Source organism: Paraflavitalea speifideaquila (assembly GCF_032395985.1).
GTDB lineage: Bacteria > Bacteroidota > Bacteroidia > Chitinophagales > Chitinophagaceae > Paraflavitalea > Paraflavitalea speifideaquila.
This window is the reverse complement of record NZ_CP135920.1, coordinates 3,790,084-3,803,316: the sequence shown is the minus strand read 5'-3', so window position 1 is coordinate 3,803,316 and position 13,233 is coordinate 3,790,084. Positions and strand designations below refer to the sequence as shown.

The window sequence follows — 13,233 nt, the reverse complement described above, 5'->3', positions numbered from 1 at the left end:
TGAAAACAGTTTATTCCGTGCGTAAGCTTTTAACCGGGTTGCTCAGCGCGGCCCTGATGGCCTGGTAACTTACTGTAGCAAACGCAATCAATACCGATAGTACGCCGGCCAGGACAAATACCCACCATTGAATGGGTACCCGGTAAGTATAATCACTCAGCCAGCTATGCATGGCCCACCACGCGATCGGCGAAGCCAGCAGGAACGATATCATTACCAGTTTCAAGAAATCTTTCGACAGTAAGGTAGCCAGGCCCGTAACCGATGCCCCCAACACTTTGCGTACCCCAATTTCCTTGATCCTGCTTTCGGCCATATAGATGGCCAGGCCAAATAAACCCAGGCAGGAAATGAATATGGTAAGACCCGCAAACAAAGCAGCCAATGTACCCGTACGTTTTTCGTCGTCAAACTTCCGGGCAAACTCCTCATCTACAAACTTGTATTCAAATGGATACTCCGGATTGTATTTACGGAAGATCGTCTCTGCTGTTTTCAGGTTACTGGCAGTAGAATTAGCAGGGTTAAACCTGATCAGGATCGTATTAAACCAGGCTGCGCCACCCGAAATAAGCATGGGCCGCGTTGGCTCATAAGGATTGGTCAAAATGAAATCCTTGATCACCCCTACAATATGCCACTCCTTTCCATTGTCCTTTACAATTTTTCCAATAGGATCTTTAAACTTCATCACCTTTAGCGATGATTCGTTAATGATCATACCCAATGAATCCGTGGGGTATTTCCGGAGGTCAAAATCACGCCCCTGCACAAAGGTCAAACCCGCCGTAATACCCAACCCCTGATCGGCATTGTAACGGAAGAAATCCGTTTTATCATTAGGGTCCTTACCCTCCCATTCCTGGCCCCAACCATCACTCCAGCTTTCCGTAATAGGTGCACTCGTTTTGGTGATCGAAGAAGCCACACCGGAAGACAGCAAGTCATTTTTGATCAATTCAAAATTCTTCTCCATATCACCCGTGAAAATATGGTACACAAGGTTGTTCTTATCGTAACCCGTATGCCTGCTTTGCGCATAATCGATCTGCTGCTTTACTATGATGGTACAAATGATCAGAATAATGGCAAAAGTAAACTGGAGCACCACCAACACCTTGCGGGGCGCTATCAACGCCTGCGTTTTCTTGAAAGTGCCTTTCAACACTTTTACCGGTTGAAAAGAAGACAGGAAAAATGCCGGGTAACTACCCGCCAGCAATCCGGTAAACAATACAAACACCACACCTCCCAACCAAAACCAGGGATTACCATAAGGTACATAAAGCTGTTTATCCGTAAGTTTATTAAACCCGCCCAAACTACATTGTACTACAATAATAGCAATGAATCCCGCTATGAATGCCAGCATCATCGACTCACCAATGAACTGGCTGATCAGTGATAACTTTTGCGCCCCTACCACTTTTCGAATGCCAACCTCTTTAGCCCGTTTTTCACTGCGCGCCGTGCTGAGGTTCATAAAATTGATACAGGCTATCAACAAAATGAAAGCCGCTACGATCGCAAACAACCGTACAAAGGTGATGCGCCCTGTGCCATCCTCCTTGCCATTGGTAAAACTCGAATACAGCCGCCACTTGTTCAAAGGATACAGGAACATTTCCCACTTGGGCTCATCCTTTGCATACCGCTGCTTCATCACTTTTACCTTCGGAGCCGCCGAAGCCAGTGTAGTATTGGGCTTCAACAACACATACGTCCGGGTACTATTATTACCCCAATACTCATCATCATCACCCAAAAAACGTTTATAAGCCCAAGGCACCAGGTATTCAAACCGGCTGAACCGTGTATTATTGGGCATATTTTTCAGTATCCCCGTTACCGTAAAATTTTCTTTATTATCGATCTTGATGATCTTGCCCATGGGCTCCTCATTTCCAAATAATTTCTTGGCCAGCGTTTCCGTCAACACAATCGAATGCATGTCCTTCAATACCAAACCAGGACTCCCTTTCACCAATGGGAAAGTAAATACCTGCAAAAAGTTAGAATCTACCATCGTACCCCGCACCGTCAATTTCTTATCGCCCACTGTAAACAGGAAATTGGTGCCCCAGTCAACCCTTGTCGCTTGCTCCACTTCCGGCACATCCCGCCCAATGCCCGGGCCAGCACCTTGGGCGTCGTATTCCAGCAATTAAGTTCCCCGCTGAACTCAGCCCGGTTCCAGGCTTCATAAATACGGTCTTTCTTTTCATGAAACTGGTCATAACTCACCTCATTCTGTATCCATAACAAAATGAGGATGGCGCTTGCCATCCCCACTACCAGGCCAAGAATATTGATAGCCGAAAACCCTTTACTGCGCAATAGGCTGCGCCAGGCGATCTTGAAAAAGTTTTTTATCATAAACGCTGGTTAACTGATTATAACCTATGTACGCTTAAGATCGGAAAGTGTTACAACTTCCGGAAAACTTTTTTAGGGCGGCCCCTCTTATTGCACCAATATTTTGAAAGTTTGCCTGCTGCCATCTGCTCCCTGCACCGTAAGCCAATACATCCCTTTGGCTAGATTTGCCGCCGGTACCAGCACATCGCCCGAACTGATCGCCTTGTAATTATCTTGAAATACCGTTTGTCCCTGTACATTGGCCAGTTGCAGCCGGAAGGCGCCTGCATTGCTCACCCGTAAGCGGATCGTGCTGGTAGCCGGGTTTTCCAGTACATAGAACAGCACTTTACCTGGAATATCCGCCGGCTTCTGCGCTATCCGCGCCGTACCTCCTTGTAAATAAGTGGCCGATTGACAAATGAGGTTATTCCGCACATTATCACTCGTAATCCCTTCAATAGGAAAGCCAAAATACAATACATTAAAACTGCCCTGGTACCCCACACCAGCGCCGCCGCCCGATCCGCCTGAATAATTCAATACCAGTTGCGATCCACCACTAATATTCACCACATCCGGATAATCCGCGTCATAATACCCGTTGAATCCATTGCCAAAAGTGCCCGTAGTACCATTCAATAAAGCCGGCGTACCCGTAAAATTATACGTGCCCGCATCATCCCCTACATACACCGCTTTCAGGTAATTATTATAAAAACTAAGGTCTGCATTGGGCGAAGCCGAACGACCCAGATCCCATCCAATCTCTGCCCCCGATATCATCAGGCGGCCACCGCCATCCAGGTAATTTTTGATCAACAACTTTTCTGTAGCATCCAGCGTATATTCCGTCGTGCTTTCTTCCCTACAAACCAATCCACACCAATATAACTGCCCAGACTTACCACCCCGGCACCTACCGCTTCATTCTGTACCCCGTCAAAAGCAATATTGCAACTACCAAAACCATTCCCATGCTCCACCATATAACTATAGTTGTTCATTTTATCCAGCACCATCCTGCGCACATTACCCAATACCGCACTTTCATTCTTCAGCAACATGGCCGAAGCGTCCAGCCGGTCAAATCCGTCCACTAACAGGTATTTGTCAGTTACCCCGCTGGCAGGTGTACGCGCCGCCACCACACTCGAAGCAAATGATTCTCCACCAGTATTGTAGGCTGTTACTTTAAAGAAATAGGTAGTGCCTGGCACACCACTAAAGGTGTAAGAGGTTGTAGCTACCTCTACCGGGTTACCATAACCACGGCCATTTTCACTGATATATACCCTGTATCCCGTGGCAGCATGACCATAAATACCTCCTGTTACAGGTGCTATCCAGCTCACCTGTATTTGCGAGCTGCTGGTATTTTTCGCTGCCAGCCGTGTAGGCTCCTCCGGTAAAAATACCAGCGGCACACCATCCCGGTAGCGAAAGAACTTTAGAATCCCTTTGTACATCGCCCTAGCTGCTATCCGGCGAAATTCCGGCGCTTTCAGGTCCGTGGCATCAGCCGCCAGATCATGAAAAGCCAGCTCCACCAGCGTACCCGGAATACTGTACAACTCACGCAACTCGCCAAAATTAGCTTCCTTCACCCCACGGTCAGTCCAGGTATTCCGCCACCCCAACCGCAGGTCCGCAATGATTTGTTTGTGGATACTATCCCGCAATTGCGTACTGCCTGGCGTAATAGAGGGATTTGAAGACCCCAATCCATTATAACGATACGTTTCTGTGCCCGTACCACCACCGGCATTCGTATGCAACGCTACGTATACCGCATTGTCAATTTCAGCAGATACCCCTTTCCCCAGTTCCCATTCAGCATACGTCGGCCTTACCGTAACATCTTCACGGCATACCGGATTGCCCTGGTACCGGGCATATTGCCGCGCCGACTCCTCAAACCGGGGCCTGCTGCTGGCAGATCCGCCATTTATACAATCCGGATCGCCACCTATTCCGCCACCCAATCGCACCGCATCCGCAATAATCGCCTGGCCTGCCTCGGCCGATTGATTGCTGATGGCAACACTATAATTGCCTCCCGCAAAAAATAAAACTGCCCCAGGTAGATCCAGGTATCCCCATGCACTTCCTGGTTAACCGTATAAGTGGCCGTCCCCCCGCATGAGTAATCGTATATTTTGAATCCGTAGTACGGTTGGCCCCACTGATAAAACGCACCGATACCCAATACAAACCACTCGTGGCCACTGTAGGTTTAAAAGTAGCAGTAGCCGTGGCCGTGGTTGCCGCCGTACTAAAACGATAGGTGCCGCCATAACCCGCAATCGAGCCCGTAGACCAGGTACCCGTTTCCGTATAGGCAGGCCCTCCCTGGTCATTATTTACAATGACCTCACTCGTATTAATATCCCGCTCCCGCACACTCCACACATTGGCCCCCGCATTCATCAGGTAATGCAATAAATAATAGTCTACCGTTTCCGCAGTAATAAAGTCTTCCACCAGTTGATTCGTCGTACCCCGCTGCGTAATAAAACCTGTGCCTGTATTATGCCATCCATGCCCCGGACTAAGCCACACCGTTTTACCCGTCAATGCCCCCGTAACCCCAGGCTTACCACCCCGGGAAATATCCGCGCCTGCACGGGCCCCGCCTTACCTGCTATTTCCGGAAAAGGATCACCGTTCTTCGCAGCTACATACTTTAATACCGGCAACTGGTTTACGAAATAGTCCAGCGTTTTCCAGCCTTGCGATGCCCCCTCCCTGGCCAGTAATACCACATTCTGAGTACCCGTTTCAGTAGTCAGGTGCGCCAATAGTTCGGTAAGCGTTTCAGATTCCATCTCCCCCACCTCTCCTTTATTAAAAGCTTTATCCGTATTAAAATAGACCTGTAGCAGGCCATCCGTTTTTACAATACGGTCTGCCCGGAAACGGGCCACCTGCCCATCACCGATCAGCTTATTAATATGAAGTAAGAGTGTGGAATCATGCTGCGCAAGGGCAGCCGTGGCTGGCAGTAAAAACATACCAGCAGTAGGATGTTAGGTTTTCTCATGTTTGTTACAGTTAGTTGGTAACTAAACTTACTAAAAACAAACATAATTTCCATAGCATTCTTTTGCGGTTATTCTCCCCTGTAATGCCTGTTAATTCGAGTAAAAACTACTTCCATGCCTGCCATTGATTCAAGTTTCCCGTCAACACTTATTGCAGAACCCTTGAAAATGAATCGCATCAACCTGTACCTCGCCCCCGACCTGTCAATTGCGTTTTTTTGCAATCCCCTACCTCAAAAGAATAAACACAAGGGTAAATAGTGGATAAGTTCTTTATTTTTGCGGCCAATACCAAAGCTATCCGGGCCATGCACAATAACTTTATCATCTATATCATCCTTGTCTTCGTCATCCTTTTCCTGGTCATGCTGGCTCAAAAGATCAAAGTCTCCTATCCCATCGTACTCGTCCTGGCCGGGCTTATAGTCAGCTTCATACCTGGATTGCCCGCCATCACCATCGATCCGGAACTCATCTTTGTCATTTTCCTGCCGCCCCTCCTGTATGAAGCCGCCTGGAAAACCTCCTGGAAAGAGCTCTGGAAGTGGCGGCGCGTCATTACCAGCTTTGCCTTTCTCATCGTTATACTTACTTCCTGCGTAGTAGCAGTCATATCCAACTGGCTCATTCCCAGCTTTACCCTGGCCCTGGGCTTTTATTGGGGGTATTATATCGCCTCCAGATGCTGTTTCCGCTTCCTCCATTATGCAATCCGTAAAAGTGCCCAGGAGAACCATCTCAATTGTAGAAGGCGAAAGCCTGCTCAATGATGCCGCCTCCCTCATCGTATTCAGGTTTGCATTGATAGCCGTTAATACCGGCACTTTTGTTTTCCGCGAAGCCGCCTTAAACTTTTTGGTCGTTATCGTCATGGGCGTGGCCACCGGCATCATCATAGCCCTCATATTCTTTGCCATCCATCGCTGGCTGCCCACCACCCCACAAATGAATATAGTGCTTTCCTTTATCGCTCCCTATACCATGTACATCGTGGCAGAGCAATTCCACTTTTCAGGTGTCCTCGCAGTCGTAAGTGGCGGCCTCTTCCTTTCTTTACGCAGCCATCTGTTCCTTGATCACCGAAGCCGCATACAGGGATGGACCGTTTGGGAAACCATCACCTTCGTATTAAATGGATTGGTATTTATGCTCATTGGCCTTGAACTTCCCGTAGTGATCAATGACCTGGGGGCCAACAGCCTCCGCACAGCCATCTGGTACAGCGCCATCATTTCACTACTTATTATTGTATTGCGACTGGCCTGCACCTTCGGCGCCTCAGTGTTCACCGTATGGATAAGCAAGTATATCACTACCGCCGATAACCGGCCAGGATGGAAAGGCCCCCTCATTTTAGGATGGGCTGGCATGCGCGGTGTGGTATCCCTTGCCGCCGCCTTGTCTATTCCCATTTACCTCGATAATGGCAGTCGCTTTCCCGAACGAAGCCTTATCCTCTTCATTACCTTCTCCGTGATACTCGTTACCCTCGTCCTGCAAGGGCTCACCTTACCCGCCCTTATAAAATGGGTTAATATGGAAGATCCCGACTATACCATGCCCCAGGAAGAACAGGATTCAATCGTTAAAAAGAAGATGTCACAGGCCGCTCTCAGGGTACTCCAAAACAACCATGCTGATAAACTACAAACCAATCAACTCCTTCAAAGCCTTCAATCAAGACTTGAAGCCGAGATCAATATCCTGGGCCATAACAACGATCCCGCCCTTGATGCCGAAACGATCGGGGCATTCATTCCCCATTATCAGCAGGTCTACATTGAACTCCTCAACGAACAGCGCCAGTTACTCCACCAACTCAACCACAAGGCCGGGGTAAATGATTCCATCATTCGTAAATACCTGTCCTTGTTGGATATTGAAGAAGAGAAACTATATGTACAATACCACAACCCCGATCACTGATGATACCGGTTCGTGCTTAGCAGGTAGGCTTTCAACAAGGCCGGCTGATCCGTTTGGATAATATTGGCGCCTTCCTTCAATACCCCTTCAAAAGCAGCTGTATTGCCCGCGGCAACCTTCATATCCACCTCACCCAACGCATTGATCCAAACCCGGGCTCCATGCCCTTTAATAATATTGACTACCGTAGCCGTATGGTGCGAGGGATCAATATGTACCGCTTCCGTTTTTACCATCCCTAAGGCCGTATCCACTTCGCCGGCACTATTGGTCCTTAACAGCGATTGGAATGCCGCGTTCTTGCCTTTCAAAACCTGTACATACCTGGGCTCGCCCAAAAGAAAAAGCAATTATCCGCCGTTTTCGTTTTTCCACCGTTGCCATAATCCCCTCGATGCAGTTGGCCGCTTTAATATCCAGGTCTACCAATATCTTTCCTTTTGCCAGTAACAGCGCTTCTTCCAACGTAGGAATTTGTTCATCCGTCACCTGCCCATTGTGCTTGAGCCGCAATTGCCGGATCTCCTCAAAGGTGAAACTGTCTACAGCGCCTTTCCCATTCGTGGTACGGTTCACCGTTTTATCGTGCATACATACCAATACCCCATCCTTCGTACAACGTACGTCCAGCTCAATGATATCAATACCCAGATCAATGGCTTTGCGGAAAGCCGCCATCGAGTTTTCCGGTGCTTCCAGGTGCGCTCCCCGATGGGCCGCCACCAGCACCACCCGTGAATGCGTATTCAAAAATGCCGATTGGATCTTCTTAAAATGATCTGTTGCTTCCTGTCCAGATCCTGTAGCCACCTGCATCAATAATCCGGCAACCACCATACAAAGTTTTTTATACATCCTGAATTTGTTTTTAAGTTGATTGATTTAATATTTCCTACTCTCGAAGCATAACTTGCCCCGCCCTGCGGGAAGATTGCTGACTACCAACTACCGACTGCCAATTGCCGTTCCCCCACATCCTGGCGCAAGCCGCCTCTTAAAGGCGGGTCGCTCTGCAGCCGGGCTGATGCAGCGCCATAGAGCGGCTCACCTTGATCAGGAAAGACCTAACACCTTTCCCACGAAACCCCTGGCGCAAGGAACTGTCATCCAAATTTTATTTGTTTGCCCCTGGCGAAAGGTGGGTCGCTCTGCAGACTGGCAAATGCAGCGTTGTAGAGCGGCTCACCTTCATCAGGAAAGAGGTGACACCTTTCCCTTACCACGAAAACGAAAAGGTGTCACCTCTTAGCCCCTGGCGCAAGTAGGCAGACCAGCTCCGTGCGCTGGCGTACTTGCGTCCCACCGATAGCCTGCTAGCCATTCAAATCTAAAGGCTGCTCAATGTAAAATAAACAATGCTGCACCTGGGAGGGGTTGGCTCGCCAGGCCGCGCGGAGCGATCGGGCCTGGCTTGATTTTTGGTTCTTTTGCATCAAGGCAAAGAACAGAAAAGCCGCCCTGCCTGCCAGGGTACTTATGCCAATCCCTCGAAGCTAAAGATTGCCAATTGCCGTTCCCCATCAATAATATCCCTTATTCTGTTCCACTTCCATCGCCCCTTTCGGGTCCAGCCGGTCGATATGCGTTTGCGGTATCGGGCGCAGCACATGAAAATCACGGATATTACCGGCGTCTGGATTGTATTTTTTTACCCGTTCTACCAGCTTTTCACAACGTGCCAGGTCTTCCCAGCGGCCAAATTCACCCAGCAATTCACGGCCGCGTTCTTCCAGTATAAAGTCAGTAAATCCATTGCTGATCTGTGCTCCGGTGATCATCATCTGCGGTACCGTAGAACTCGTCCTGTCCCCATAATTCCCCCTTCAAATGTCCAGTACTGAGTTGTTTTTAATTCCCCTTCTTTATAAGCCGCCCGCTCCCGCACCTGGTTGATGTATTTGGCGGCATTAACAAAGTCATTCTTCCGCCCATATCCTTCCGCCAGTATCAGCAGCGTTTCTGCATAACGCATCATCACCCAATCCCGGCTTCCGTTCGTCTCATTCGTAGTAGGCCGCAAGGGGTCCAGCCATTTCCGCAATCCGGGAAAAATGAAATTATACCCAAAAGGCAGGTAAGTATTCAAAGGCATGTACACCGCTATACCTTTATTGTTTTGGATAGCCACATTCAACTCCGCCTGCGTATTGTAGTATACTGGCGAAAAATAAATAGCCGTATCTCCCACCTTCACATTGATCATATTCCCGGCTGTGGTCAAAATACCATTGGCAGCCTTATTCGCAATATATCCCCATACGAACGACTTGGCAAAACGCGAATCATATTTACGCGTATCCCCAAACAGTCCATTGTATACATAAGGCGTTGGCCGCACCCGGCGATAAGGACGGCCATATTCAACCGAACGTGCCAGTATCTTCGTATTGATTGCATCATATTGCGGTACATGGTATAAATGCTGTTGATTGCCACTCCCATTATTGAGTAAGGTGCCCGTAAATTGTACCGCAAAGATCACTTCACTGTTAACCTGGTTGGCAATATCAAACAACCTGGCATAATCAGGCACCAGCGAAAAATTGCCCAGCTCCTTATTCACAATCTTGCTGGCATAATGGATCACACTGTCCAGGTCCGTAACCTTGGTACCCCGTATCCCTTGCTGTTCCGTCGATACCGCACTTGCCCGCGCCAGGTATACCTTAGCTAGGAGGTGTGCAGCCGGCGCTTTGTAGGCCCTGCCAGGCGCTTTGCCTGTAAGCGGCAACCATTCATACGCATAGCGCAGGTCTGCCAGCACACTGTCATAGATCACCTTTACAGCCGTCCGCTTAAAATCCGTCTTTATTTTATCATACGCTTCCATCACCAGCGGCACCGATCCATAATGCTGTACCAGGTTAAAGTAATAATAGGCCCGTAACAACCGCGCCTCTCCGGCCATCTCCAGCTTTCTCTTTTCATTCATAGCTACCTTAGGCAGGTAGGCAAGCGTAATATTACAGATCGAAATACCTTTATAATGATAGTCCCAGAAGTCCGCTATCCGGCCCTCCAGCGAAGACAAAGTGGCCAGGTATTGATTGAAAGCCGTATTGCCGTCCGACCCTACCGTAAAAAGGTCAGTACCCGCATCACTGAACGTAAGCATCCGTTCAGACCCCACCCCTAGCCGAAGCTGATTATAGGCAGCCACCAGTGCCCCTTCCAATCCGTCCTCCGTTTCATACAACTGGTACGACACCTGCGATACCACCTTCTCCGTTAAGTATTTTTTACAAGCCATAAAATGTACCATCACTACCAATGCTATAATACAAAGCAATATCTTTTTCATAATTACCGAATTAACTGATTCTGAATTCTAATTTCTGTATTCTAAATGCTGTCTCTTGTATTCTGTATTCTAAAAAGATATATTAACTCCCAATAAGTAAGTCGTTACACTCGGTTCATCAAACCCTGTCGCTCCTTCCGGGTCAGTACCGGGGAAATTGCTGAACAGGAACGGGTTTTGCACACTGGCATACACCCGGCATTTTTCCATATATCCTTTCCGTAATAAAACGGGAGGCAGTGAATATCCTACTGAAATATTCTTCACCCGTACAAATGAACCATCATAATAATTCAACGTGCTGAGATAGTTAACACTGGCCGTACCCAATAATGGACGGGGATATTTATTACTGGCATTTAGGGGCGTCCAATAATCCAGCTGTGGCTGATTATAACGTCCATCAAACCGCATATCCAGGTCATGATTAAGCGTTTGTCCAAACATACCCACCAGGAATACCGAAGCGTCAAATTGCTTATAACGTACATTATTGGCCCAGCTCGCCGTCCATTTGGGGTCCTGCTGTCCTATGATATACCGGTCACTTGCGTCGATCTTGAAATCGCCATTCCGGTCAAGCGGCCGGATATCTCCTGCCTTGAAAGTAGACCCATTGGCATTGAATTTCTTCATGATCCCTTTGTCCTCCTCAGTATCCTGCCAAATTCCATTGAAGCCCAGGTCATAATATACTTTCACAGGTTTGCCAATAAACCAGTTGGCCCCTACATCATCCTGTTTGCCATTGTACAGTTCTATCACTTCCTGCTTGTTCAGGGAGAATATCCAATCAGAGCTCCATTCAAGATCCCGCTTGCGTACATTCACCGTACGCAGCGAAAACTCAATTCCCTTATTCTGCGTCTTGCCTACATTGGAAATAATTTTATCGAAACCCGAAGCCGTGGGCAATTGCCGTTCCAACAGCAGGTCATGCGTTCGCTGTAAGTAAAACTCCAGGTTACCCGTAATACGGTTATTCAGCAATCCGAAATCAATACCTGCATTGTATTGCCCCGTGGTTTCCCAGGTAAGATTGGGATTGATCATTTTATTCGGCACAATCCCCAATGCCGTGGCCTCTCAAATACATAACGGATTGTTTGCAACTCACCCCAGGTCGTGTACGCCTCGACTCCCGAATTACCCGTTCTGCCCCAACCCAGCCGCAGCTTAAGTTCACTGATCACCGAAGATCCTTTCAGAAAGTTCTCATTCTTCAGTCGCCAGGCAAGCGCTACCGAAGGAAACAACACCCATTTCCTGCCTTCCGCCAGCCGCGAGGAGCCATCATAGCGCGCAGAAACCGTGGCCAGGTATTTACCTTTATAACCATAATTCAAACGCCCCATGAAAGAACCAAGGGTCCATTTCGCCAGCCCGCTATTCACCCCATTGAGCGTTAAAGCACTCCCTGCATTGTAAAACAGTTGCTCGTCATAGGGCAACTCCTTCACCGATATATTGGACGATTCTATTTTTCCGACTGTACCGATTGTACCAGCGTAGCATACACCGAATGTCCATCACCAATGCTTTTATTATAACTTAGAATGTTTTCAAGCGTATACATGAGTTTCCGGATACTTCCATTGGATGCAGCCGAAGGCGCCTGCCCACCGGCAGCAGCCGTATTCTTACCATTGAAATCCAGGTTTTGTAACGCCCGGTAATCCAATCCCAGGTTGGTACGAAAGTTAAAATCATGCAGAAACGATACTTCTGCATAGTAATTACCTAAAAAACGGTCCAGGTTCCTCACCCGCTTCGTTTTGTAGAAATTCGTTACCGGATTGGGCGTACGGGTATTGTTCGTAGGAAACAACGCCAGCGTTTTACCGTCCTCTTCATAAGGCGAAGCCAGCGGATTAAAACTCTTCAGTCCATACCCATCAAACACATCTCCCCAGCCTGCATTTTGCTGACCACGTGAATACACCGTTTGCGTACCGATCTTGATACCCTTGTTAATATTGTGTTCCGCATTGATCCGTATCGAATACCGCGTATAATCCTGGTCTCGCACCACCCCTTTATTGTTAAAATAATCCGCCGACAACAGAAATTTCGTAGGCTCACTACCACCCCGCACACTTACCTGGTGATCTTGCATGATCCCCGTACGCAAACCATAACTAAGCCAGTCTGTACTGGTTAATTTAGAAGCATCGTATACCCCGCCTTCCCAGGCTCTTTGCATATTGGCCAGCATATAAGGCGTGGCCACCAACTGCTCATTCTTAAGATCCAACTCCTTATTCGGTTTGTTATCATAAGCGCCGCCCAGTGAGTTACGTTGGGCTTCCCTCGAATATTCCACAAACGCGGCGGCATCCATCAGTGCAGGCAAGGGTTGGTTTTTCTGGATACCGTAATACCCATTGTATTCAACAATTGTTTTTCCCTGCTTCCCTTTCTTGGTCGTGATGAGGATCACTCCATTGGCACCCCGGTTACCGTAAATCGCCGTAGCTGAAGCATCTTTCAATACCTCCATCGATTCAATGTCATTCGGGCTTATCTGGCTGATCGCATCCACAAAAGGGATCCCATCTACTACATACAAGGGCTCATTATCAGCCGTGATCGACCGGTTGCCCC

13 protein-coding genes and 1 pseudogene are annotated in these 13,233 nt (G+C 48.2%); 1 reads left to right on the top strand and 13 read right to left on the bottom strand.

From position 1 onward, the window contains the following. Nucleotides 1–10 precede the first annotated feature (10 nt). From RS881_RS25845 to RS881_RS25820, 6 genes are all read right to left on the bottom strand, one after another. Entirely contained in the window at nt 11–2,116 is a 2,106-nt protein-coding gene (locus RS881_RS25845; protein ID WP_315823730.1) for an ABC transporter permease, read from the bottom strand. Next, nucleotides 2,041–2,376 (bottom strand): ABC transporter permease, encoded by a 336-nt coding sequence (locus RS881_RS25840; protein ID WP_315823729.1) that lies wholly within the window; start codon nt 2,374–2,376, stop codon nt 2,041–2,043. Before RS881_RS25840 ends, RS881_RS25845 begins: the two co-directional genes overlap by 76 nt. An 87-nt stretch (nt 2,377–2,463) precedes the next feature. Continuing rightward, nucleotides 2,464–3,180, bottom strand: a complete 717-nt coding sequence (locus RS881_RS25835; RefSeq protein ID WP_315823728.1) for a T9SS type A sorting domain-containing protein — start codon at nt 3,178–3,180, stop codon at nt 2,464–2,466. Then, complete coding sequence (locus tag RS881_RS25830) at nt 3,177–4,343, bottom strand: fibronectin type III domain-containing protein (RefSeq protein ID WP_315823727.1); 1,167 nt, start codon at nt 4,341–4,343, stop codon at nt 3,177–3,179. The genes RS881_RS25835 and RS881_RS25830 overlap by 4 nt, the downstream gene beginning before the upstream one ends. Before the next feature lie 61 nt (nt 4,344–4,404). Next, nucleotides 4,405–4,935, bottom strand: coding sequence for a golvesin C-terminal-like domain-containing protein (locus RS881_RS25825; protein WP_315823726.1), 531 nt, complete (start codon nt 4,933–4,935; stop codon nt 4,405–4,407). Then, nucleotides 4,932–5,372, bottom strand: a complete 441-nt coding sequence (locus RS881_RS25820; RefSeq protein ID WP_315823725.1) for a hypothetical protein — start codon at nt 5,370–5,372, stop codon at nt 4,932–4,934. Before RS881_RS25820 ends, RS881_RS25825 begins: the two co-directional genes overlap by 4 nt. 338 nt (nt 5,373–5,710) lie before the next feature. Here RS881_RS25820 and RS881_RS25810 point away from each other — a divergent pair. Then, nucleotides 5,711–7,328: pseudogene (locus RS881_RS25810) on the top strand (Na+/H+ antiporter). On the opposite strand, the gene RS881_RS25805 reads toward RS881_RS25810, so the two are convergent. The 7 genes from RS881_RS25805 to RS881_RS25775 all read right to left on the bottom strand — a co-directional run bounded on the left by RS881_RS25805 (nt 7,322) and on the right by RS881_RS25775 (nt 13,219). Then, complete coding sequence (locus RS881_RS25805) at nt 7,322–7,582, bottom strand: hypothetical protein (RefSeq protein ID WP_315823722.1); 261 nt, start codon at nt 7,580–7,582, stop codon at nt 7,322–7,324. The pseudogene RS881_RS25810 and the gene RS881_RS25805 sit on opposite strands and share 7 nt — an antisense overlap. A 10-nt stretch (nt 7,583–7,592) precedes the next feature. After that, a complete protein-coding gene (locus RS881_RS25800; protein WP_315823721.1) occupies nt 7,593–8,165 on the bottom strand; it encodes a glycerophosphodiester phosphodiesterase in 573 nt (190 codons plus the stop codon). Between the two features lie 683 nt (nt 8,166–8,848). Next, a complete protein-coding gene (locus tag RS881_RS25795; RefSeq protein WP_315823720.1) occupies nt 8,849–9,109 on the bottom strand; it encodes a RagB/SusD family nutrient uptake outer membrane protein in 261 nt (86 codons plus the stop codon). Next, nucleotides 9,106–10,629: a RagB/SusD family nutrient uptake outer membrane protein gene (locus RS881_RS25790; protein WP_315823719.1), complete on the bottom strand. Its 1,524-nt coding sequence runs from the start codon at nt 10,627–10,629 to the stop codon at nt 9,106–9,108. Before RS881_RS25790 ends, RS881_RS25795 begins: the two co-directional genes overlap by 4 nt. Nucleotides 10,630–10,698: 69 nt before the next feature. Next, entirely contained in the window at nt 10,699–11,682 is a 984-nt protein-coding gene (locus tag RS881_RS25785; protein ID WP_315823718.1) for a TonB-dependent receptor domain-containing protein, read from the bottom strand. Next, the gene (locus tag RS881_RS25780) at nt 11,679–12,089 is read right to left on the bottom strand and encodes a TonB-dependent receptor (RefSeq protein WP_315823717.1); all 411 of its coding nucleotides are present in this window, start codon (nt 12,087–12,089) and stop codon (nt 11,679–11,681) included. The genes RS881_RS25785 and RS881_RS25780 overlap by 4 nt, the downstream gene beginning before the upstream one ends. A gap of 17 nt (nt 12,090–12,106) precedes the next feature. After that, nucleotides 12,107–13,219: a TonB-dependent receptor plug domain-containing protein gene (locus tag RS881_RS25775; RefSeq protein WP_315824618.1), complete on the bottom strand. Its 1,113-nt coding sequence runs from the start codon at nt 13,217–13,219 to the stop codon at nt 12,107–12,109. Nucleotides 13,220–13,233 lie beyond the last annotated feature (14 nt).